The organism is Streptomyces sp. NBC_00203, assembly GCF_045206325.1.
GTDB classification, from domain to species: Bacteria; Actinomycetota; Actinomycetes; order Streptomycetales; family Streptomycetaceae; genus Streptomyces; species Streptomyces lutosisoli.
Genome location: NZ_CP108126.1, coordinates 4,905,576 through 4,927,755, shown reverse-complemented (window position 1 = coordinate 4,927,755; position 22,180 = coordinate 4,905,576). Strand labels below are relative to the sequence as shown.

The window sequence follows — 22,180 nt, the reverse complement described above, 5'->3', positions numbered from 1 at the left end:
GAGGGCCGGCCGTCAGGAGGGGGCGACCTCCGCCCGCGCCGGAGCCGGGGTCTCCACGACAGGCTTGGCGGGGTTCTCCGCCGGAAGCCCCCGCATCAGCACCCCATACCCGACCCCCGCCGCCGTACCCACCACCGCGCACAGCCCCCACAGCCACTCCGCGCCGAACCGGTCGATGACGACGCCGGACATCAGCGGGGCGACGAGCGCGGCGAGGGACCAGGACAGGGTGTACATGCCCTGGTAGCGGCCGCGGCCGTGCACCGGGGAGAGGCGGACGACCAGGCCGGTCTGGATGGGCGCGTTGACGATCTCCGCCAGGGTCCACACGCACACCGTGAGGGCGAAGACGCCGACCGAGCCGGCGAAGGCGGTGAGCCCGAAGCCGTACCCGGCGAGCAGGGACGAGATGACGAGCAGCCGCTTCGGATCCCGGTGCTCGATGAAACGGGTGACCGGGATCTGGAGCGCGACGATGAGTACGCCGTTGACGGCGACCGCCATGCCGTAGTCGGCGGGGGTGAAGCCCGCCGCGCCCATCGCGACCGGCAGCCCGACGGAGCCCTGCTGGAAGACGAGGGCGACGAGGAAGGACAGCCCGACGACGCTCATGTAGCGCCCGTCGCGCAGGACGGTTCCGAGGCCGACGGCGGGTTCGGAGGCGGCCTTGGCCGTAAGGACCGGCTTGGACTCCGGCAGCTTCGCGAAGATGACGAGCGCGCAGATCAGGGTCATGCCGGCCTCGATGAGGAAGCCCGCGAGATAGCTGAACTCGGCGATGAAACCGGCCGCCATGGAGGAGACGGCGAAGCCGAGGTTGATGGCCCAGTAGTTGAGGGAGAACGCGCGGACGCGGTCTTCGGGCCGGACGATGTCGGCCATCATCGCCTGCACGGCGGGCCGCGAGGCGTTCGAAGCCATGCCCACCAGGAAGGCGACGGCGGCGATCGCCACTGGGTGGTGCATAAAGCCGAGCAGCGCGACGGAGAAGGCCGTCGACAGCTGGGAGATGAGCAGGGTGGGCCGGCGCCCGAGCCGGTCGGTCATCACGCCGGCGCCGAGCGAGGAGACGACGCCGCCGAGGCCGTGCAGCGACGCCACGAGACCGGCGTACGAGGCGGAGTAGCCGCGGTCGAGCGTCAGGTACAGCGCCATGAAGGTGGCGACGAAAGCACCGAGCCGGTTGACGAGTGTGCTGGTCCACAGCCACCAGAACTCCCGGGGGAGCCCCGAGACGGTCTCTCGGGCAGCGCGTCTCATGACGGCGAATGGCATGGCTGGTCCCCCACGGACGTAAGCGGCTCAGGCGGTGTGCACAACTTACGAGTCGGGGCTGTCGGGGAGCCACTCAATTAACAGATGCCGTCAACTGTCCGGTCTGCGGGCGGGCGAGCGAGGGGACGAAGGCTTCCATTACGCTCGTACGCATGGCCGACGCACCGTACAAGCTGATCCTCCTCCGCCACGGCGAGAGCGAATGGAACGCGAAGAACCTGTTCACCGGTTGGGTGGACGTCAATCTCAACGAGAAGGGCGAGAAGGAGGCAGTGCGCGGCGGTGAGCTGCTCAAGGACGCCGGCCTGCTGCCCGACGTGGTCCACACCTCGCTCCAGAAGCGCGCGATCCGAACCGCCCAGCTCGCGCTGGAGTCCGCGGACCGCCACTGGATCCCGGTCCACCGCTCCTGGCGCCTGAACGAGCGCCACTACGGCGCCCTCCAGGGCAAGGACAAGGCCCAGACCCTCGCCGAGTTCGGCGAGGAGCAGTTCATGCTGTGGCGCCGCTCGTACGACACCCCGCCGCCGGCGCTCGAGGACGGCACGGAGTTCTCCCAGTCGGACGACCCGCGCTACGCGTCGATCCCGCCGGAGCTGCGCCCCCGCACGGAGTGCCTGAAGGACGTCGTCGTCCGCATGCTCCCGTACTGGTACGACGGCATCGTCCCCGACCTCCTCGCGGGCCGCACGGTCCTGGTCGCGGCCCACGGCAACTCGCTGCGCGCCCTGGTCAAGCACCTCGACGGCATCTCCGACGCCGACATCGCGGGCCTGAACATCCCGACGGGCATCCCCCTCGCCTACGAGCTGGACGCCGACTTCAAGCCCGTCAACCCGGGCGGCACCTACCTCGACCCGGAGGCGGCCGCGGCCGCCATCGAGGCGGTCAAGAACCAGGGCAAGAAGAAGTAGGTTTCGCGATCATGCCTCCCACCTGCGCGGACAGCGTGGATGGGAGGCATTTTCATGTCCGGGGACCACTCTGGGGCCTCTGGTGCCATCGTTCGGCGAACGGCCACGGTAACCACATCGCGAACGCGCACTCGGCCGCGCCATGTCCAAGACGGTGGCATCCGGTCCGTACGCCCACAGGTCACGACCGGCCTGGTCCAGGCCGCCTTAACCGACTTTCTAGGACGGGGAGCTGCTGGGGGACGTCTTCGGCGGGGAGGAGCTGAGGCCGAACTGGGCGTTTTCCAGTACACCCTCACCTGTGCCGGAGAAGTGGGTGCCGGGGAGGTTGAGGTCGATAGCGGCGTTGGCGCCGTAGCGGGTGTACCAGACGCCGTCGATCCCGAGCTTCTTCAGGGTGTCCTGCTGTGTCTGGGTGGCGTTGGCGGAGAGGTCCCGGCTTACCAGCCGCTGACTGGTGTCCGTGAGGGTGACCGACGCCTTCCGAGTAGTCCCAGCGGACGCTGCTGTAGTAGTCCTTGGAGTAGGCCGGGTTCGGCGGGGGCTTGGGGGCGCTCTCCTTCACGGTGACGTTCTTGGGGCTGAAGGAGGAGAACACCCGCTCGCCCGTCTCCGTGTCGTCAACCACCACGGCGGGGATGAACGCGGAGCCGTAGTCGGACCGCAGATAGGTGGCGTACCCGACCGTTGCGTACTTGCCGGCGCTGCCTCGGCCCCAGCGCCAGTGCTCCGCGAAGAACGGGTACGGGCGGTTGCCCCAGTTGTGGTCGTGGTAGCCGGCGGCCGTGAACGAGCTCTGCTTGCCGTTCACGGTGATCGTTCCCGTGGCCTTCCCGGACGGCACCGCGCACAGCCATCCCTGGAACTGGTCCGTGTCGTTCAGGAACATGACGCCGGTTCCCGGACGGAAGGGCTGCACGAGACTGGTGAGCGTCAGATCGAGGCCCGTACCGTTCGCCTCGCCTTGGAGCTGGTAGGTCTTCAGGTCGCCGGAGAGCGTGAAGGGCCCCACCTTGACGTCACAGCTCTTGGTCGAGGCGCTGAACTGATCCCACGCGTAGGACTGCTGGACGGCGTGGCTGGTGCCGTCGGGTTCGGTCACGATGAGCGAGGCGGTCGGCTTGCGACCCGCCTCGCCCGGTTCCGGCAGGAAGCCGTCGTTGACCCGGGTCTCCAGCAGGAAGACCACCACCGTGCCGTCGTCACCGATGAAGTCGGCGTACCACCACTCGTAGGCGTCGGGATTGTCGTTGATGTCGGCACTGCGGAAGCCGTCTTCCCAGACCTGGACCTGGTTGGGCTTGATGCCGACGCGTTCGTAGTCCGCGGGCGTGTGACCGTAACCGTTGGAGGTGAGCGCGGAGCCGGATGACTTGACGGGGCTCGGAGTGGCCGGTGCGGCTTCCGTGGTCCGGTCCCCGGAACAGCCCGCCAGTCCCAGCCCCGAGACGGTGGCGAGCACGGACACGGCCGCTGAATCCCGCAGAAGAGAGCGTCGGGACGGGCCGGAGCCACGGTCAGTGGAGTCAGAAGGCATACGGCCATCATGAGTTCGCAGCCCGGGAAACCGCCTCCTGGGTTCCTGCACCCGGCTGTCAGTTCACCTGATCGGCGCCCCGCGCCCGGCCATCTGTCTACAGGCGAGGGCAGTGGTTGCCGTACGGCAGTGGGGGTGGTTCCGGACGGCAGCTCCGGGCGGGCCCGTCAGTCGCGGTCGCGCCGCCACTCGTAGGCACCCGATGACGTCTCGACCACTTCGCGCGGATAGACCTCACGGATACGAGAGAGCAGTGCGTGCTGCTCGCCGACCCATCCCGGAGGCGGGGAGAACAGCGGCACGGTGACCGTGACCGCCGACGAGGGGCCGTCGTGCACGGAAACCCAAAGGCCGCCGCTCTCATCGGGCTCGTCGTCATCGGGCTCGGTGAAGTCGATGTACGTGCTTCTGACCTCGATGAACCCGTCTATGTCCGTTCCCATGGCCGGATTGTGCAGGTCAGGGCCCCACCCCGTCACACGGTTATTGGGTCATGGGTTCAAGGGCAAGGGTTCATGGGCCGGTGGTGGCCCGTGGTCATGGGGACCGTGGCCGTCATATCGACAGCGGCACCGGATGGATCTCGTCCGGCGCGTGGCCGGTGCGTTCGTGGATGCGCTGGACCGCCTCGGCCGAGGGGGCCGAGGAGAGGCAGTACACCGTGCCGGACTCCGGGTCCGCCCAGGCCCTCTCGAAGTGCACGCCCTCGTCCTTCTCGATGGCGAGGTCGGCCTTGTGCGCCTGCATGAGCTGATCTGCGGTGATGCCCGCCATTCCGTGGTGGACGTCCATGAACTGCGTCATGGCCTCCCCACCTCCTTCTTATGTCCCTATGCGTCCTTATGCGTCGCCTCTCACATCGTTTCCTCTCCTCCATGCTGCGCCTTTACGGCGGCGGGGGCGACCTTCGACGAAGAAGGGCCCCGCTACACGTAGCGGGGCCCTTCGGTGTCGTACGAGATCAGCCGCACTGGCACGGATTGCCCGACTGGCACCCGCACCCGCAGCCGGAGCCGCAGCCGCAGGCGCCGAACAAGGGGAGGCTTTTGATCTCGGCGGGCTGCTCGGTGTCACCGTTCTGCGTGGGATCGGTCGTGCTGGGGGATTCGGCCATGGGTCCCTCCTTCAGGCACGAAGGTGTGCGAGGCACACTGCACCGCACAGCTCCTGGCACCCATTGCATGCCCACTGGGGCGGGCGTATCAACGGCGCACACTCGGCGCACAGAGGCTTGTACGCGCCCCCGGAGCGGGCAGTCAGGCCCCCTCCACCCCCGTCACCGGCTGGATGTCCGCCTGGAGCTCGTCCGCGTGCTCACCCGTCACCAGGAACACCACGCGCTTGGCGACCGACACCGCGTGGTCGGCGAAACGCTCGTAGTAGCGGCCGAGCAGGGTCACGTCGACGGCCGTCTCGATGCCGTGCTTCCAGCGGTCGTCCAGCAGGTGCTGGAAGAGCGTGCGGTGCAGGAGGTCCATCTCGTCGTCGTCCTGCTCCAGCTGGAGGGCGAGGTCGACGTCCTTGGTGATGACGACCTCGGCCGCCTTCGCCATCAGGCGCTGCGCGAGCTGGCCCATCTCCAGGACCGTGGCGTGCAGGTCGTGCGGGACCGCGCGCTCGGGGAAGCGCAGCCGGGCCAGCTTCGCCACATGCTGGGCCAGGTCGCCGGAGCGCTCCAGGTCCGCGGACATACGGAGCGAGGTGACGACGATACGGAGGTCCGTCGCCACCGGCTGCTGACGGGCCAGCAGGGCTATCGCCCGGGCCTCCAGCTCGTGCTGAAGATCGTCGACCTTCTGGTCGGCCGCGATGACGCTCTCGGCCAGCTTCAGGTCGGAGTCGAGGATGGCCGTCGTGGCGCGCCCGATCGCCGACCCGACGAGCCGGGCCATCTCGACCAGGCCCTCGCCGATCGAGTCCAGTTCCTCGTGGTACGCGTCCCGCATCAGGTTGTCCCTCTCTTACGTCTTCTCTTACGTCTTCATCAGGGGTTCCGGGGAGCCAGAGCCTGTCGAAACGGGCGCTGTGAACCCCACGCTCCCACGTTCCGGCCCGTACGCGTCCGTTTCCGGCATCCCAAATGAACCATCACTAGCTCCTAGGTGAACTCTGGGCGACGAGTGTTCGAGCTCGCACCCGGATGGCTGTGGCCAGCGGCGACGACATGCCTAACCTGGGTGCATGGACGTGAACGCGGCGGTCGCCGCAGCGGCAGCGATCGCCGGAGTACTGACCGGTGTCATCGCCATGCTGGCGTTCCGCTGGAGCGAGCGCGACCAGAAACGCCCGACCCGCACGTCGCTGCACACGGACCCGGTGCTTCCGCCCGGTGTCGACACCGTGCTGTCCGTGCTCCGGTCCTCGGCGGTCGTGCTCGACGAGGCGGACGCCGTGGTCAAGGCCAGCTCGGCGGCGTACGCCCTCGGGCTGGTGCGCGGCGGCAAGCTGGCCGTCGAGCCGATGCTCCAGATGGCGCGTGACACCCGTCGCGACGGGGAGATACGCCAGGTGGAGCTGGATCTGCCGAGGCGCGGGACGGGGAGGGGAGAAGCCCTCGCCGTCTCCGCACGTGTGGCGCCCCTCGGGTCGCGGCTGGTGCTCCTGCTCGTGGAGGACCTCACCGAGGCCCGGCGCATCGAGGCCGTACGACGCGACTTCGTCGCGAACGTCAGCCATGAGCTCAAGACCCCGGTGGGCGCGCTCTCGCTCCTCTCCGAGGCCGTCATGGACGCCTCCGACGACCCCGAGGCCGTCGAGCGCTTCGCCGGACGCATGCAGATAGAGGCCACCCGGCTCACCAACCTCGTACAGGAGCTCATCGACCTCTCCCGGGTCCAGAACGACGACCCCCTGGAGGACGCCGAGCCCGTACGCGTCGACGAACTCGTCGCCGAGGCGGTCGACCGCTGCCGCCACCAGGCCGGCGCCAAGCAGATCACCATGGCCGCGGGCGGCACCGCCGACCTGAGCATCTGGGGGAACCGGGGCCAGCTGGCCGCCGCCCTCGGAAACCTCGTCGAGAACGCCGTCAACTACTCGCCCGCCCGCACCCGGGTGGGTATAGCCGCGCGCCGGGTGACCGCGCCCGGCGGAGACCTCATCGAGATCGCCGTGACCGACCAGGGCATCGGCATCTCGGAGAAGGACCGGGAGCGCGTCTTCGAGCGCTTCTACCGCGTCGACCCGGCCCGCTCCCGCCAAACGGGCGGTACAGGCCTCGGTCTCGCGATCGTCAAGCACGTGGCCGCCTCGCATGCCGGGGAGGTCACGGTGTGGAGCTCCGAGGGTCAGGGCTCCACGTTCACCCTGCGGCTGCCGGAGGCGGGTGCGGCCCGCGACCGCCTGACCGATCACCACATGCCCGGACTCGACCAGGAGGACGAGACCGAGCAGCCTGACGGGACGACCACCGTCACATCCCCGTACGAACCGCTTCCCGCTCCGGAGGTCCTTCCGTGACCCGTGTGCTCGTCGTCGAGGACGAGGAGTCCTTCTCCGACGCCCTGTCGTACATGCTTCGCAAGGAGGGCTTCGAGGTCGCCATCGCGACCACCGGGCCCGACGGACTCGACGAGTTCGAGCGCAACGGCGCCGACCTCGTCCTCCTCGACCTGATGCTGCCGGGGCTGCCCGGCACGGAGGTCTGCCGCCAGCTGCGCGGCCGCTCCAACGTTCCGGTGATCATGGTCACCGCCAAGGACAGCGAGATCGACAAGGTCGTGGGGCTGGAAATAGGAGCCGACGACTACGTGACGAAGCCCTTCTCGTCGCGTGAGCTCGTCGCCCGCATCCGCGCCGTGCTCCGCCGCCGAGGCGAGCCCGAGGAGGTCACCCCGGCCGCCCTGGAGGCCGGACCGGTCCGCATGGACGTCGACCGCCACGTGGTCACCGTCTCCGGCTCCAAGGTCGACCTCCCCCTGAAGGAGTTCGACCTCCTGGAGATGCTGCTCCGCAACGCGGGCCGCGTACTGACCCGCATGCAGCTCATCGACCGGGTCTGGGGTGCCGACTATGTCGGTGACACCAAGACCCTCGACGTCCACGTCAAGCGGCTTCGCGCCAAGATCGAGCCGGACCCGGGCGCGCCGCGGTATCTGGTGACGGTGCGCGGCCTTGGGTACAAGTTCGAGCCGTAAACCGGCCTCCACGCGCGCGTGAGGCACGACGAAGGGCGGCACCCCCTGGAGGGGTCCCGCCCTTCGCGCGTTGTACGAGGATGATCTCGGCGTACGAGGTTGATCCCGGCGTACGCCGGTCAGTTGCCGGAAGCCGACTCCGAGGCGTTCGCCGTGGCCGTGCCCGCGACCGTCGTGCTCGACGACGCCACGTCCGTGGGCGTCTCCGAGACGGAGTCGGACGGGGAGCCCGAGACGGACTCGGAAGGCCCGGTGGTCGCGGAGGCCGAGGCGCCCGGCGCGGCCGGGATATCGCTCGGGCCCCACTTGGTGAAGTAGCTCTCGGCCGGGACGACGAAGGCGCGCAGGCTCACGGCACCGGTCTTGCTGAAGCCGAAGGTGACCTTCTGGGCGTTGCCGTCCCTGACGGCCTCACCGGGGTTGGTCAGCGCGGCGGAGGCGTTGCCCTTGCCGCCGAGGACGACGGAGCCGCCGGCCGGGATGGTCAGCGTGCCCTTGCCGTCGGCGGGCGTGATCTCGGCGGTGCCGTCACCGCCGACGCTGATCGAGTCCAGGGTCTGGTCGGTGCTGCCGTTGTTGAACAGCGTCGCGGAGATCACCGCCGGGCCCGTGGCCGTCGTGTTGGGCTGGGTGATGACCAGGGCGTTCTGGACCTTGATGTCGCCGACGGTGGTCGCCGCGTTGTCAGGCTTCACCTCAAGCGTCTGGGCGTCGTTGCCGGCCGCACACGCGGCGAGCGAGGCGATCGAGAACGCGATGGCGGCGGCGGCGAGGGCGCCGCGTCGAAGGCTGCTGCTCACGGCGGCGGCAACTCCTTGAACGTGGGCGAAGCAGGACGACTTCGTTGTAAAGCCGCCCTAAGGGTCTGTCAGCGGCCTTAGGTTACCGAGCCGTTCCCATGCCACCGCACCCGACCCGCCTCTTACCGAGGACGGGCTGTCTTCCGCGCACCGACGGGCTGTCATTCGCGCACCGGCCGGGGGCTGTCGTCCGCGTACTGGCCGGGGGTGTCGTCCGCGCACCGCCGGGCTTCCTTGCGCCCGGTGTGCGCCCCGTCCGTCGCACACCGTTCCTCCGGCTCATCGGCTACTTTGGGCGCGCACTCGTCCGCCATTCACATAAGTACCCCCGGCATCGACTTGCGGATTTTCCCGTAAGGAGTCGTAAGGGCGCGTAAGGAATGCATGGCGGTCCCGAAAATTGATCACCGGCTGTTCAAGCGGTTGATCATCGGCCGTCTTGATCAATTCCGGATTCGTCTCGTACTCGACTCCGGTCACCGAACGGAGTAGCGGAAGTCGCGCTCTTGGAGCTGGACAAACCGGTACGTTCAGGCCCTGGTCAGGGGCTTCCGTTGTGTGTAACGTGCGCGTTTCTCTTCCCGTGGACAGCGGCTCCGACCTGCGAATACCCCCTTCCGATCGCCCCTCGCAGCACGTTCCTGTTGCGGTTGTCAAGCCCCGAGATATGCCCTGACCTGCGAAAACGCCATTCAGAAGACGCCGTATCCGTGTTACCCTGGATAGCCACGGAAGGGGTACCTGTCACATGACGTTCAAGGTTGGCGACACCGTGGTCTATCCCCATCACGGGGCCGCGCTGATCGAGGCTATCGAAACTCGCCAGATCAAAGGCGTGGACAAGACCTACTTGGTGCTGAAGGTCGCCCAGGGCGACCTGACGGTACGTGTGCCAGCGGACAATGCGGAGTTCGTCGGCGTGCGTGATGTGGTCGGTCAGGACGGGCTGGACCGGGTCTTCGAGGTGCTGCGCGCGCCGTACGCCGAGGAGCCCACGAACTGGTCGCGTCGTTACAAGGCAAATCTGGAGAAGCTCGCCTCCGGCGATGTCATCAAGGTTGCGGAAGTCGTCCGTGACCTGTGGCGTCGTGAGCGCGAGCGTGGACTCTCCGCCGGTGAGAAGCGCATGCTCGCCAAGGCCCGCCAGATTCTGGTGAGCGAGCTCGCCCTCGCGGAGAACACCAACGAGGACAAGGCCGAGGCCCTGCTCGACGAGGTTCTCGCGTCCTGACGCAGGCCCGCGCAGCTGCGCAATGAAATGCCGCGGTGCCCGATGACGCAATTGCTGTCGCCGGGCGCTGCGGCATGTTCATACCCGCGCCCATTCGGTATACCGGATGTTCACTCGGTATACGTATACCCGCGTACCCGCATATCCCCTACCTGGCATGCCGGGCCCGGGCAGTTCGCTCGACCGGATGTCACGGAAGGGTCCCCGGTCAAGCGTCGCGCCCGGCACACCCCCAGCTCTACGAGCAGGGGGCACGCCCAGGCCATACCCATACCGGCCGAGCACACAAACCTGACAGGAACCGATGTCTGACGTTTCGCGCCCTTCGCCGTCGGGGGCACGTACCGCGGCCGTGATTCCGGCCGCCGGCAGGGGCGTGCGCCTCGGCCCGGGCGCCCCCAAAGCGCTACGCGCGCTGAACGGCACGCCGATGCTCATTCACGCGGTCCGCGCGATGGCCGCGTCCCGCGCCGTCTCGCTGGTCGTCGTCGTGGCCCCGCCCGAGGGCGCGGCCGAGGTGAAGACGCTGCTCGACGCGCACGCGCTGCCCGAGCGCACCGACTTCCTGGTCGTCCCCGGGGGCGACAGCCGCCAGGAGTCCGTGAAGTACGGGCTCGACGCGCTGCCGCCCGGCATCGACATCGTCCTCGTACATGACGCGGCCCGCCCGCTCGTGCCCGTCGACACCGTGGACGCCGTCATCGAGGCCGTACGGGACGGGGCTCCTGCCGTCGTCCCCGCACTGCCGCTCGCCGACACCGTCAAGGAGGTCGAGCCCGCGGCCGTCCCCGGTGCTCCCGAGCCCGTCGTGGCCACGCCCGAGCGGGCGCGGTTGCGGGCCGTGCAGACGCCGCAGGGGTTCGACCGCGAGACGCTCGTACGGGCCCACGAGACCGTCACCGACAACGTGACCGACGACGCGAGCATGGTCGAGCAGCTGGGGCTGCGGGTTGTGGTGGTGCCCGGGCACGAGGAGGCGTTCAAGGTGACGCGACCGTTGGATCTTGTGCTGGCGGAGGCGGTTCTCGCGCGGCGGAGGCTGAACGATGGGTTCTGAGGCAGCCGCTGGGCCGGTGATTCCGCTCGTCGGGATCGGCACGGACATTCACGCCTTCGAGGAAGGGCGTGAGCTGTGGTGTGCCGGGCTGTTGTGGGAGGGCGAGGGGCCCGGGCTCGCCGGACACTCCGACGCGGACGTCGTCGCGCATGCGGCGTGCAACGCGTTGTTCTCCGCGGCGGGGCTCGGTGACCTCGGGGCGCACTTCGGGACCGGGCGGCCCGAGTGGTCCGGGGCGTCGGGGGTCACGCTGCTGACGGAGGCCGCGCGGATCGTGCGGGCGGCGGGATTCGTCATCGGGAATGTCGCTGTGCAGGTGGTCGGGCCGCGTCCGAAGATCGGGAAGCGGCGGGACGAGGCGCAGAAGATTCTGTCGGATGCGGTGGGGGCGCCTGTGTCGGTGTCCGGGGCCACGACGGACGGGCTGGGTTTTCCGGGGCGGGACGAGGGGCTGATGGCTGTGGCCACGGCGTTGGTCGTACGCGTGGGCTGAGGCCGGGTGGTTCTTCGCCCCCGCCGCCAATTGCGCAGTTCCCCGCGCCCCTAAAAGGGGCGCGGGGAACTGCGCAATCTTTTGGACCAGCCCCCACCCACCCGCACCCGACACACACGTAGTCAGGTGTATGTCACGAATACGTGCTGCTTGGGTCGGAAGGGTCGCGGGGCACTACCCAGGGGCCACTACCCTGGAGTGGTGACGATTCGCCTGTACGACACCAGCGCCCGGCAGATCCGTGACTTCACCCCGCTCGTGCCGGGTTGCGTCTCGATCTACCTGTGTGGCGCCACCGTGCAGGCCGCACCCCACATCGGGCACATCCGCTCGGGGCTGAACTTCGACATCATGCGCCGCTGGTTCGAGCACCGCGGGTACGACGTCACGTTCATCCGCAACGTGACCGACATCGACGACAAGATCATCACCAAGTCGGCCGAGCAGAGCCGCCCTTGGTGGTCGATCGGGTACGAGAACGAGCGGGCCTTCAACGACGGGTACGCCGTGCTCGGCTGCCTGCCGCCCTCCTACGAGCCGCGCGCCACCGGCCACATCACCGAGATGGTCGAGATGATGCGCGGGCTCATCGAGCGCGGGCACGCGTACGAGGCCGACGGGAACGTCTACTTCGACGTACGGTCCTTCCCCGAATACCTCCGGCTGTCCAACCAGGAGCTGGACAACCTGCTCCAGCCCTCCGGCGAGGGCGAGACCGGCAAGCGGGACTCGCGTGACTTCGCCATGTGGAAGGCAGCGAAGCCCGGTGAGCCGAGCTGGGAGACGCCGTGGGGGCGGGGGCGTCCCGGCTGGCATCTCGAGTGCTCGGCCATGGCCCACAAGTACCTGGGCTCCGCGTTCGACATCCACGGCGGCGGGCTCGACCTGATCTTCCCGCACCACGAGAACGAGATCGCCCAGGCCAAGGCCTTCGGCGACGAGTTCGCCAAGTACTGGGTGCACAACGCCTGGGTCACCATGAGCGGCGAGAAGATGTCGAAGTCCCTCGGGAACTCGGTCCTCGTCAGCGAGATGGTCAAGCACTGGCGGCCCATCGTGCTGCGCTACTACCTCGGCACCCCGCACTACCGCTCGATGATCGAGTACAGCGAAAACGCCCTGCGCGAGGCCGAGTCGGCGTTCGCGCGTATCGAGGGCTTCGTGCAGCGCGTGGTCGAGAAGGCGGGGGGCGTCGTCGAGCCCGCCGCCGAGGTGCCGCCCGCCTTCGCCGAGGCCATGGACGACGACCTGGGCGTGCCGCAGGCGCTCGCCATCGTGCACACCACCGTGCGGCAGGGGAACTCCGCCCTCGCCGCCGACGACAAGGAAGCCGCCGTGGCACGGCTGGCCGAGGTGCGGGCCATGCTCGGCGTCCTCGGGCTCGACCCGCTCGACCCGCAGTGGGTCGGCGAGGGCGACCGCGGCGAGGACCTGCACGGCGTTGTCGACACCCTCGTCCGGATGGTCCTCGACCAGCGCGAGGCCGCCCGGACCCGCAAGGACTGGGCGACCGCGGACGCCATCCGCGACCAGCTCAACCAGTCGGGCCTGGTCATCGAGGACGGTCCGCAGGGGCCGCGCTGGACGCTCGGCCCCCGCTGAGCGCCCGCTGTGTCGGCTCCGGCCGACCCGCCGTCGACCCCCGTCGACCTTGATCGATTGTGCCGCCCGGGCCTCCGGGCGGCACACTTCATAGACGTACGCATTTTGAAGAGCGTCAGCTCTCCTCAGTAGAGCGTCAGCTCTCACACACAGACAGGTAGGTCATGGCCGCTAACAACCGCCGCATGTCCGGCAAGAAGGGCGCGCAGGTCGGCAGTGGCGGCCAGCGACGCCGGGGCCTGGAAGGCAAGGGCCCGACCCCGCCCGCCGAGGCGCGCAAGGGACACAAGAAGAACCGCATCGCGGGCGCCAAGGCGAAGCAGGCCGTGCGCCGTCCCGCCCCGCGCGGCGGCCGTGGCGGCAAGGGCACGTCCGAGATGGTCGTCGGGCGCAACTCCGTCGTGGAGGCGCTGCGCGAGGGCGTGCCCGCGACGATGCTGTACGTCCAGCAGTTCATCGACAACGACGAGCGGGTTCGGGAAGCGCTGCAGCTGGCGGGCGAGCGCGGCGGCATCCACCTCATGGAGGCGCCGCGTCCCGAGCTCGACCGCATGACCAACGGGCTCAACCACCAGGGTCTCGTCCTCCAGGTCCCGCCGTACGAGTACGCGCACCCGGAGGACCTCGCCGCCGCCGCGTACGACGAGGGCAGGGACCCGCTGATCGTCGCCCTCGACGGCGTGACCGACCCGCGCAACCTCGGTGCCGTCGTCCGCTCCGTCTCCGCCTTCGGCGGCCACGGTGTGGTCGTGCCCGAGCGGCGCGCGGCCGGCATGACCGCCGGTGCCTGGAAGACGTCCGCCGGCGCCGCGGCCCGTACGCCCGTCGCCCGCGCCGCCAACCTGACCCGGGCCCTTGAGTCGTACAAGAAGGCGGGCCTCGTCGTGGTCGGTCTCGCCGCGGACGGCGAGGTGGAGGTCGGTGAGCTGGAGGCCCTCGGCGGTCCCGTCGTCATCGTGGTCGGGAGTGAGGGCAAGGGCCTGTCGCGGCTCGTCGGCGAGACCTGTGACTTCCGTGTACGGATCCCGATGCCGGGCGGCACGGAGTCGCTGAATGCCGGTGTGGCGGCGGGAGTTGTGCTGTACGAGGCGTCGCGGCGACGCGTCTGAGCATGACGACTGCGCACCTGAACACATGTGTGCGTAGTCACCCCCGTGGGGTAATCGGGATGTTCGGGATGACCTTGACGCGGTCCGGACAGATCGGCGCAGTCAAAGCAGTGTCCTAAACACACGTCACTCGGTTAGATGAGTGTGGACACCAGAACACCCCGCACACCCACGGGGGACCGCTCGTCGGGATTCGACGACGCTCCCGCGCTGAGCATGGTGAAGGTGCCGAGCGATCCGGCGCAGGTCATCGTCAATCATGCGAGCTTCCGCGTGCAGCTAGGAGTCGCGTCGCGGAGCCAATCCCCGCATATCGCGCGGCACTTGAGTCCCGGCGACGACACCGCGCGGATCCCCGTCGTCGGTACGGCGGGCAGAGCGGGCGCGGCCGGTCCGGCCGCCGGGGCCCGCCGCCGCGCCCCCGTCGTCTGGAGCGGGAAGTCCGCCCCGGACGACACCGGCGCCCACCGGCTGCTCCAGGCCGTGCGGAGCACGAGCCTGCGCCACGGCTCCGCCGACCCGGCGGGCGACGCCGGCGCGACCCAGGTCATCCCGCGCATCGACGAACACGGCGGCTACGACCGCGATCTGACCGTCGAGACGGTCGAGACGCCCCTCGTCGGCAGCCAGCGCAGTCACGAGTCCGGCAAGCCCCGGCTGCTGCCGCACATGCGCACAGTGGACAGCGCCTACGACGAACCCCGGTACGCGGGCGACGAGTTCGAGGACGACGCGTACGACGGCGACGACGGCGACGAGCTCGACTCACCGGCCAAGCGGCACGGCGCCGACCCCGTCCGGCACGCGTACTACCCCGGCCGCCGTATGAACCTCGGCGTGGTGCTGCTCCCGCTGCGCGTCTTCCTCGGGTTCATCTCCATCTACGCCGGCATGGGCAAGCTCTGCGACCCCGTCTACTTCGACGGCGGCAAGCGCGGCTCCATGGTGAAGTGGCTGAACACGCTGCACCCCTGGGAAGTCGCCGAGCCGCTGCGGCAGTTCGCGCTCCAGCACCCCGTCGGCTCCGGGCTCGTCATCGCCTTCCTCCAGGTCATCGTGGGCGTCCTCACGGTGCTCGGGCTGTGGCAGCGGGTCGCCGCCGTCGTCGGCGCGATGCTGTCGGCGGCGCTCATCGTGACGGTCAGCTGGAAGACGGTGCCCGCGTACGACGCGCCGGACATCATCTACCTCGCCGCCTGGTCCCCGCTGATCATCGCGGGCGCCCCCGTCTACTCCGTCGACGGACGCCTCGCGAGCGAGGCCTGGCGGACCCTCGGGCCACGCACCGACATCTGGGAACTGCGGCACCGAGTGCTGCGCCGCGGCGCGCTGGTCACGACCGTCGCCATCGGCCTCACGCTGCTCATCGGCTCGCTCCTCGGCGGCGCCGTCCGCGACGCCGACCGAATCGTCGTGCCGGGGCCCGGCGAGGCTCCGCGCAACGAACTGCCCGGCTCCCCGCTTCCCGAGACGCCCGGCAAGCGGCACCAGAAGGCCACGCCGTCGGCCTCCGAGTCGCCCACCCAGGGCAGCTCCTCGTCGCCGTCGGGGGCGGCCACCACGCCGGGGGCGGTCCGTGAGACCGGCGGCACGGCCAGCAGTGGGCCCAGCCAGACGCAGGGCGGCGCGCAGGCTCCGCCTCAGCAGTCGTCGCCGGCGAATCAGGCGCCGAGCACCAGTGCGGGGCCGACGTCCAGTGGGGGCACGTCGAGCGGCGGCTCCACCGGTGGGTCTCCGAGCGGCGGTACCGGTGGGTCCACGGGGCAGCCGGGGCTTGTGGGTGGTCTTCTCGGGTAACCCCCGCTAAAAAGATTGCGCAGTTCCCCGCGCCCCTAAAAGGGGCGCGGGGAACTGCGCAATCTTTTGGACCAGCCCCCACTCACCCGCAGACGACACACAACCGAACGGGGTCGAAGGGTCAGCGGCCCAGCGCCGCCAGTTCCTTCGCCGCCTCCGTGAGGTCCTTCGCCGTGTCGATGGCGCGCCAGTACGCGCCCTGCGGGAGCGAGAAGCCGGCCAGGCGGCGTTCGCGGGCCAGGTGCGGGAACGTGGTGCGCTCGTGGTCGCCGCGCTCGGGGAGCAGGTCGGCGAACTCGGCGGAGAAGACGTAGACGCCCGCGTTGATCTCGTACGTGGTCGGCGGGGACTCGATGAAGTCCGTCACGCGCCCGAAGTCGTCCGTCTCGACGGCGCCCCACGGGATGCGGGGACGGGCGAGGGCGAGGGTCGCCACGGCGTCGCGCTCGGTGTGGAAGTCCGCCATGTCGCGCAGCGAGAAACGGGTCCAGATGTCGCCGTTCGTCGCGTACCAGGGCTGGTCCGGGTGCGGGAGGTGCGCGGCGGCGTACTTGAGGCCGCCGCCGCGGCCGAGGGGCTCCGTCTCGACGACCGTCGTGACGTTGACGGGGAGGTCGGCGGACTCCAGCCACTTCTGCAGGACCTCGGCGAGGTGGCCGCAGGAGACGACGACGTCGGTCACGCCCTCTTCGGCGAGCCAGGTCAGCTGGTGGCCGATGATCGGGGTCCCGGTGCCGGGGATCTCGACCATCGGCTTGGGCCGGTCGTCGGTGTACGGGCGCAGCCGGGAGCCCTGGCCACCGGCCAGCACAACGGCTTGAACGGGGCGCGACGCGGCGTTCGGATCGGTCATGACCGAACTGTACGTCGCGCCCCGCTCGCGGCTTCTGGCGGCAACCGTTCCTTAATCAGCCGTTACCCGACGGCCCGGAATCAGCCCTTTTGTGGCGGTGGGAGGTAAGCGGCTCAGAAGTGGGTGGCCGCGACCCCCGAGGCGAAGGACGTGTCACAGACGGGGCGTGCGAAGGACTGGGCGCGCGTCGGGCCGTACGCGCGGACCGCGGCGCGGCCCAGGGCCCGGGCGATGGAGACGCAGTGCTTCGCGAGCGAGGGACGCCCGTTCACGGCCTCCTGGAGGTGGGTGAGCGCGACGCCCGGGTTCTTCTCCTGGAGCTCCAGCAGGAGCTTGTCGCGCAGGACGTCCTGCGGGGCCCGGGAGACGGCTCGGGTGGAGACATCCGACGAGGTCGCCTCGGACGCGGTGAGCACCGAGTTCGAGGGGTTCCCCGACCAGTTGACTCGGGTGACCGCGAGGGTCCCGGAGAGCACCAGGACGACAGGCAGAACGAAGGCGAGGGTGCGGCCGACCCGGCGGGCGGGGCCACGGCCACGCCGGGTCCGTTGGTTAGTGGTGGAGTGCTTCACGCGAGTGAGGGTAGCGCGGGGTGATGATTTGGCGACATTTAGTAATCAGTTCGGGGGATACGGGAATGGCTTTTGTGGGGTAGCGAGTTGACGTACACGTATCGAAATGACCGGCTTGCCGGGGTATTTGTCGACAACGAAGAAGGCCCCGCAGCAGGCTGCGGGGCCTTCTTCGTCAACTTGGGTGAATTCCACCCTTACGGGGTGTCGAACCCCACCGATTGGCTCGGGCGCCCCGGGGCCTCAGTCGGAGAGACGCTCGCCCGTGGAGGTCGAGAACACGTGGATCTCGCCCGGACGCGGCACGACGTGCAGCGTGGCGCCCTTGTCCGGGACCGCGCGGCCGCTGACGCGGACGACGAGGTCCTTGAGGTCGTCGCCGACCTTGGCGGAGCCGTAGACGTAGCCGTCGGCGCCGAGCTCCTCGACGACGTTCACGGAGACCGCGAGACCGGCCGGGGCGTCCTCGGTGTCCTTCGACAGCGACTTGGCCGCCTCGCCGTTGTGCTCGACGATGTCGAAGTGCTCGGGACGGACGCCGACGGTGACCGTGCGGTCGCCCTTGTCGGCGGCGGCCTTCAGCGCCTCACGGCTGACCGGGACGACGCTGTTGCCGAACTTCACGCCGCCGTCGGTGATCGGGACCTCGATCAGGTTCATGGCCGGGGAGCCGATGAAGCCGGCCACGAAGAGGTTCTTGGGGCGGTCGTACATGTTGCGCGGCGAGTCGACCTGCTGGAGAAGACCGTCCTTGAGTACGGCCACCCGGTCGCCCATGGTCATGGCCTCGACCTGGTCGTGGGTGACGTACACGGTGGTGATGCCGAGGCGGCGCTGCAGCGAGGCGATCTGCGTACGGGTGGAGACACGGAGCTTGGCGTCGAGGTTCGACAGCGGCTCGTCCATGAGGAACACCTGGGGCTCACGCACGATGGCGCGACCCATGGCGACACGCTGGCGCTGACCGCCGGACAGGGCCTTCGGCTTGCGGCCCAGGTAGTCGGTGAGGTCGAGGATCTTCGCCGCGTCCTCGACCTTCTGGCGGATCTCGGCCTTGTTGACGCCTGCGATCTTGAGCGCGAAGCCCATGTTGTCGGCGACCGTCATGTGCGGGTAGAGCGCGTAGTTCTGGAACACCATGGCGATGTCCCGGTCCTTGGGCGGCAGATGCGTGACGTCGCGGTCACCGATGCGGATGGCGCCGGCGTTCACGTCCTCGAGCCCCGCGAGCATGCGGAGCGAGGTGGACTTGCCGCAGCCGGAGGGACCGACGAGGACGAGGAACTCGCCGTCCTCGATGTCGATCTCCAGAGCGTCGACGGCGGGCTTCTCGGTGCCCGGGTAGATCCGGGTCGCCTTGTCGAACGAAACAGTGGCCATGGTGAGGGGCCCCCTTCACCGGCAGGAACGTGCCGGACGATCCGAGTAAAGGTGGTGATCCGCTACGGAAGGTTCCCTAGCGGTGATGCGTGGTGTAGTCCACAAGAGTGAACTGGGTCAGGACGGTACCTGCCGTTCACTCGGTCTGTCAGTACCCGAGGCCCTGTGAACTTCGCGGAAATTTTCGACAGGGGCCCGCTGTGACGTGGGTACACTGCTCGGGCACGTATGCGGCGGGTGCACCACGCGCGCGTGCAGGCCTCCTTAGCTCAGTCCGGCCAGAGCAACGCACTTGTAATGCGTAGGTCGTCGGTTCGAATCCGACAGGAGGCTCCATGAACTGCCTGGACACGTCCCCGCGATCCGCGGGTGCCCCAGGATCTCCATGACGGTGCGGGGCGCGACGCCACCCGCACGTCCGTCCGCTTGTCAGGGGCAGCGTCCTTCCGCTGCAACCCCAGGATCTCCGCCTTGTGTCAATGCGTGCCGCCGATGGAATCGATCAGGCCGAGACAACAGTGCTCGACGCAGGCCGGCGCGAGATTTTGAGCGCAGAGATCCAATCAACCCCTGGAGGGGGATATTCCAGGGGTTCAGCAAGGAAAAATGGCCGGGAAGGCGGTCGCGTCGAATCAGGCGCGAGGCGGTTTTCTTGTGGCGGAATCACTCTTGTTTCCGAGGCGCTCCGGAGATGCGCTGACGGAGCGCTGTCGATGGCGGGACACGCTCTGGCGAGGTGGTCGGGTCAGCGTGATCTGACGGACCAATTGCTGGAAGCAGGTCAGGGACGCGAGGGCCGGTACGACAGCTGCGGCTACACCGATGAAGGTTCTGTCGGCGTCGGCCACGCAAAACACCATGGCGACGGAGGAAAACAGCAGAACCACGGACCACGAGTGCACAGCCCGGTGTTGATGCAGGGCAGCTCGCAGGATGGAGAGCGAGGCCACCATCCAGGGGCCGTAGACCAGGAGAGGCCACCAGGGGCCCGTGCCGCTCTGCGTGGCGGACGCGATGTGCCGCAGAGGCGTGTAGGCCACCATGCCACCGAAGACGCTCACCATCGAAACGATGACGGCGGCGAACGCGGCGATCACGAAGCTGACGGTCTGCAGCCATGTGAAGCGGGGTTTGCGGACCCGCACCTTCCGATGTCCGGTCGAGGAACGCCGGAGGGGCGGCAACTCGGCAGTGATCTGTACCAGGTTGTCCATCGGGTCACTGGCGAAGCCGTCGCCGCACGACGGCTCGCCGCGAGGTGACGGCACGGTGGTCTCATGCTCCGCCGTCGCGGCATCCTGCAGGAGGTAGGTGAGTTCCTCGACCGGGTCCCAGCCCTGTTCGTACAGGGCGTCGACAGAATCGCTGTGCCGGGCCGTACCCGTCCCGATGGGGTATTCGGGATGTTTTTCATATCGGGCGAAGGGGAGATCTTGATATTCGTTATTCATGGAAATTCCGCCCCATCACGCGAGGGCCGCGCAGTGGCTGGAGAGCGCCTGGTCGTTCCACCGTTGGTTGAGTTCCTCCTGAACCACGTCCAGCACCTTCAGGAAATCACCGAACAGCGACTCGGTGGCCCGCAGTTCGACCCGTGCGCCGTCTCCGTGCAAAGTGCTACAAGCGTCAGGCGATGAGTACGCGGCGGCAGGCGTATAGGTGTATCGCCCGACTGTCACCGCGCGGGACGCGGCCAGGCTCTCCGCCGTCGTTCCGGAGGGCGTTGGGCCAAGAGGGCGTGCTTTCGTCATATTCCGCTAACGCTGCTCCCCTCCTTCAGATGTGAGGCAAAAGAGTGAGTGCGATTCGGTGGAAGTTTTCACGAAAGCGTCTTTAATTAACCGAAGTTGATGGTGTCGCGCAGGCGCCGCCCGATTTCCAGGTGGTCCGGGGCCAGGGGGCGGCCGTCCTCGATCTCCCAGAGGGAGTTCTGCAGGACGCGGCCGAGGGTCCAGGCGTGGGCCCGCTGCCGGTCGAGGGCCAGTACGTCCGTCATCGCGTCGAAGCGCCAGCGGATCTCGTCGGGGTCGAAGCGGTTGTCCAGGGCGGGGAAGAGTTCGAAGCCGGGGTCGCCCGCCAGGGGTTTGGGGTCTATGGCGAGCCAGGGCTCGCGGTCGGCGGCGAGGACGTTGTCGTAGTGCAGGTCCCAGTGCAGGAGGCGGTCGCCGGGTTCGGCCGCCACCTCGCGTACGGCCGCCGCGCAGTCCTCGATCAGCCGGCGGTCCGCGGGATCGGGGATGCGTCGCAGGGCCTGGGGGACCCGGTCCAGCATCGCCGTCGTGAGGTCGCCGAGCCGTCGCAGTCCCTCGGGGGCCGGTGCCGCCGTCAGCCGTGCCAGCAGCCGTGCGATGACCAGGGCCGCCTCCCGCGAGTCCGGCAGGTACGTCAGTATCCGCGCGGCGTCCAGCCGTTCGAGCAGCAGGGTGCCCGTGTCGTCGTCGTACTCCAGCAGCCGTACGGCCCCGTCGCCGTCCCACTCCCTCAGGGCGACCGGTTCTCCGGCGCACTCCTCGTCCAGGAACTGGAGCTTGAGTGCGGCCCGGCTCCCGTCGGCCCGGACCACGGGAAGCACCAGCGCGCACATGCCGCACATCGAGGGCCCTTCGATCCGCAGCCCCCACCGCTCCAGGAACTCCGCCGCCAGCGCCGGCAGCCCGGCGATGAAGTCCCGTCCCGCAGCCCCGTTGTACTTGAACTGTGTGGCCGCCAGCTCATCCGGAATGTCGATCACGTGCGGGACACTAAGGGCGTGCGGGAATCGAGTCATGCGAATTAGCCGGGGCCTCCACAGGGTGTGGACGTACGTGCGTAGTGCCCCCGGTACGTATGTCTGGCTGGGGATCCTCTTCGTCACCACGGTGGCTGTGCATCAGATGTCGCCGGAGTTCGAGGAACAGTTCCTGCGGCAGCGGTCCACCAACATCCACGAGCTGTCGAACAATCCGGTGCGGGTGCTGATCGCCAGTGCGATGTGGATCGATGGCGGGCACTGGCTGCCGTATGCCGTGCTGTACGGCGTTTTCCACGCGCCGGCGGAGCGCTGGCTGGGTACCGCGCGGTGGCTGGCCGTCTGTGTGGCCGCGCATGTCCTGGCGACGCTGATCAGCGAGGGGGCGCTGCTGCTCGCGATCCGGCACGGGGTCGCTCCGCACTCGGCGGTCAACACCCTGGACGTCGGGGTGAGTTACGCGCTGGCGGGGGTGATCGCGATCCTGACGTACCGGATCGCGGCGCCCTGGAGGTATCCGTATCTGGTGGTGGTTCTCGCCGTCTACGGGCTGCCGATGTTCTCCAGCCCCACCTTCACCGATTTCGGGCATTTCATCTCGGTGGTGATCGGTCTGGCGTGCTATCCGCTGGTCAGAGGCCGTGGAAAAGCATGGAATCCGAAGGAGACAGTGGCCGCTCCGAGGGGTTAACGTCC

The 22,180-nt window shown here is 68.8% G+C and carries 23 protein-coding genes and 1 tRNA gene; 11 read left to right on the top strand and 13 right to left on the bottom strand.

From position 1 onward, the window contains the following. Window positions 1–12 precede the first annotated feature (12 nt). Window positions 13–1,275, bottom strand: a complete 1,263-nt coding sequence (locus OG975_RS22065; RefSeq protein ID WP_406331050.1) for an MDR family MFS transporter — start codon at window positions 1,273–1,275, stop codon at window positions 13–15. A gap of 152 nt (window positions 1,276–1,427) precedes the next feature. On the opposite strand from OG975_RS22065, the gene OG975_RS22060 reads away from it, so the two are divergent. Then, complete coding sequence (locus OG975_RS22060) at window positions 1,428–2,189, top strand: phosphoglyceromutase (RefSeq protein WP_327429761.1); 762 nt, start codon at window positions 1,428–1,430, stop codon at window positions 2,187–2,189. Window positions 2,190–2,484: 295 nt separating this feature from the next. Here the strand turns inward: OG975_RS22060 and OG975_RS22055 are convergent, their stop codons facing one another. From OG975_RS22055 to phoU, 5 genes are all read right to left on the bottom strand, one after another. Beyond that, window positions 2,485–3,657: a lipocalin-like domain-containing protein gene (locus OG975_RS22055; protein WP_406331049.1), complete on the bottom strand. Its 1,173-nt coding sequence runs from the start codon at window positions 3,655–3,657 to the stop codon at window positions 2,485–2,487. A gap of 236 nt (window positions 3,658–3,893) precedes the next feature. Continuing rightward, a complete protein-coding gene (locus OG975_RS22050; RefSeq protein ID WP_406331048.1) occupies window positions 3,894–4,205 on the bottom strand; it encodes a DUF5959 family protein in 312 nt (103 codons plus the stop codon). A 76-nt stretch (window positions 4,206–4,281) separates the two neighbouring features. Continuing rightward, entirely contained in the window at window positions 4,282–4,530 is a 249-nt protein-coding gene (locus tag OG975_RS22045; RefSeq protein WP_406331047.1) for an SCO4226 family nickel-binding protein, read from the bottom strand. A 157-nt stretch (window positions 4,531–4,687) separates the two neighbouring features. Next, window positions 4,688–4,840, bottom strand: coding sequence for a hypothetical protein (locus OG975_RS22040; protein ID WP_327429753.1), 153 nt, complete (start codon window positions 4,838–4,840; stop codon window positions 4,688–4,690). Between the two features lie 142 nt (window positions 4,841–4,982). Beyond that, entirely contained in the window at window positions 4,983–5,672 is a 690-nt protein-coding gene (gene phoU, locus OG975_RS22035; RefSeq protein WP_369260357.1) for a phosphate signaling complex protein PhoU, read from the bottom strand. A gap of 235 nt (window positions 5,673–5,907) precedes the next feature. On the opposite strand from phoU, the gene OG975_RS22030 reads away from it, so the two are divergent. Together OG975_RS22030 and OG975_RS22025 are read left to right on the top strand one after the other, a co-directional pair. Then, entirely contained in the window at window positions 5,908–7,185 is a 1,278-nt protein-coding gene (locus OG975_RS22030) for a sensor histidine kinase (RefSeq protein ID WP_406331045.1), read from the top strand. Further along, window positions 7,182–7,862, top strand: a complete 681-nt coding sequence (locus tag OG975_RS22025; RefSeq protein WP_009340348.1) for a response regulator transcription factor — start codon at window positions 7,182–7,184, stop codon at window positions 7,860–7,862. Before OG975_RS22030 ends, OG975_RS22025 begins: the two co-directional genes overlap by 4 nt. 119 nt (window positions 7,863–7,981) lie before the next feature. On the opposite strand, the gene OG975_RS22020 is transcribed toward OG975_RS22025, so the two are convergent. Further along, entirely contained in the window at window positions 7,982–8,662 is a 681-nt protein-coding gene (locus OG975_RS22020; protein WP_406331043.1) for a DUF461 domain-containing protein, read from the bottom strand. A 748-nt stretch (window positions 8,663–9,410) separates the two neighbouring features. Between OG975_RS22020 and OG975_RS22015 the strand changes: the two genes are divergently transcribed. The 6 genes from OG975_RS22015 (at window position 9,411) to OG975_RS21990 (ending at window position 15,951) form a co-directional block, all read left to right on the top strand. Then, the gene (locus tag OG975_RS22015) at window positions 9,411–9,893 is read left to right on the top strand and encodes a CarD family transcriptional regulator (protein WP_003953493.1); all 483 of its coding nucleotides are present in this window, start codon (window positions 9,411–9,413) and stop codon (window positions 9,891–9,893) included. 304 nt (window positions 9,894–10,197) lie between these two features. Then, a complete protein-coding gene (ispD, locus tag OG975_RS22010) occupies window positions 10,198–10,950 on the top strand; it encodes a 2-C-methyl-D-erythritol 4-phosphate cytidylyltransferase (RefSeq protein ID WP_327429749.1) in 753 nt (250 codons plus the stop codon). Then, entirely contained in the window at window positions 10,940–11,443 is a 504-nt protein-coding gene (gene ispF, locus OG975_RS22005) for a 2-C-methyl-D-erythritol 2,4-cyclodiphosphate synthase (protein ID WP_406331041.1), read from the top strand. The genes ispD and ispF overlap by 11 nt, the downstream gene beginning before the upstream one ends. A gap of 201 nt (window positions 11,444–11,644) precedes the next feature. Then, window positions 11,645–13,045 (top strand): cysteine--tRNA ligase, encoded by a 1,401-nt coding sequence (gene cysS, locus OG975_RS22000; RefSeq protein WP_406331039.1) that lies wholly within the window; start codon window positions 11,645–11,647, stop codon window positions 13,043–13,045. Between the two features lie 164 nt (window positions 13,046–13,209). Then, entirely contained in the window at window positions 13,210–14,154 is a 945-nt protein-coding gene (gene rlmB, locus OG975_RS21995; protein WP_406331038.1) for a 23S rRNA (guanosine(2251)-2'-O)-methyltransferase RlmB, read from the top strand. A 138-nt stretch (window positions 14,155–14,292) separates the two neighbouring features. After that, entirely contained in the window at window positions 14,293–15,951 is a 1,659-nt protein-coding gene (locus tag OG975_RS21990) for a DoxX family protein (protein WP_406331037.1), read from the top strand. Between the two features lie 121 nt (window positions 15,952–16,072). Here OG975_RS21990 and OG975_RS21985 read toward each other — a convergent pair whose 3' ends face one another. The 3 genes from OG975_RS21985 to OG975_RS21975 all read right to left on the bottom strand — a co-directional run bounded on the left by OG975_RS21985 (window position 16,073) and on the right by OG975_RS21975 (window position 18,756). Then, window positions 16,073–16,804, bottom strand: a complete 732-nt coding sequence (locus OG975_RS21985) for a nucleotidyltransferase family protein (RefSeq protein WP_327429744.1) — start codon at window positions 16,802–16,804, stop codon at window positions 16,073–16,075. A gap of 113 nt (window positions 16,805–16,917) precedes the next feature. Next, window positions 16,918–17,376: a hypothetical protein gene (locus OG975_RS21980; RefSeq protein ID WP_406331035.1), complete on the bottom strand. Its 459-nt coding sequence runs from the start codon at window positions 17,374–17,376 to the stop codon at window positions 16,918–16,920. Window positions 17,377–17,619: 243 nt separating this feature from the next. Further along, window positions 17,620–18,756, bottom strand: a complete 1,137-nt coding sequence (locus tag OG975_RS21975) for an ABC transporter ATP-binding protein (RefSeq protein WP_406331034.1) — start codon at window positions 18,754–18,756, stop codon at window positions 17,620–17,622. Between the two features lie 258 nt (window positions 18,757–19,014). On the opposite strand from OG975_RS21975, the gene OG975_RS21970 reads away from it, so the two are divergent. Beyond that, window positions 19,015–19,092, top strand: a tRNA-Thr gene (locus OG975_RS21970). 296 nt (window positions 19,093–19,388) lie between these two features. On the opposite strand, the gene OG975_RS21965 is transcribed toward OG975_RS21970, so the two are convergent. From OG975_RS21965 to OG975_RS21955, 3 genes are all read right to left on the bottom strand, one after another. Beyond that, entirely contained in the window at window positions 19,389–20,207 is an 819-nt protein-coding gene (locus OG975_RS21965) for a DUF2637 domain-containing protein (RefSeq protein WP_406331033.1), read from the bottom strand. A 15-nt stretch (window positions 20,208–20,222) separates the two neighbouring features. Next, window positions 20,223–20,369 carry a hypothetical protein gene (locus tag OG975_RS21960; protein ID WP_406331032.1) on the bottom strand — a complete coding sequence of 49 codons (147 nt, stop codon included), beginning with the start codon at window positions 20,367–20,369 and terminating at the stop codon, window positions 20,223–20,225. A gap of 224 nt (window positions 20,370–20,593) precedes the next feature. Further along, window positions 20,594–21,523, bottom strand: coding sequence for an aminoglycoside phosphotransferase family protein (locus tag OG975_RS21955; protein ID WP_406331030.1), 930 nt, complete (start codon window positions 21,521–21,523; stop codon window positions 20,594–20,596). Here OG975_RS21955 and OG975_RS21950 point away from each other — a divergent pair. Next, window positions 21,522–22,175 carry a rhomboid-like protein gene (locus OG975_RS21950; protein ID WP_406331029.1) on the top strand — a complete coding sequence of 218 codons (654 nt, stop codon included), beginning with the start codon at window positions 21,522–21,524 and terminating at the stop codon, window positions 22,173–22,175. The genes OG975_RS21955 and OG975_RS21950 overlap by 2 nt on opposite strands. Window positions 22,176–22,180: the final 5 nt, after the last annotated feature.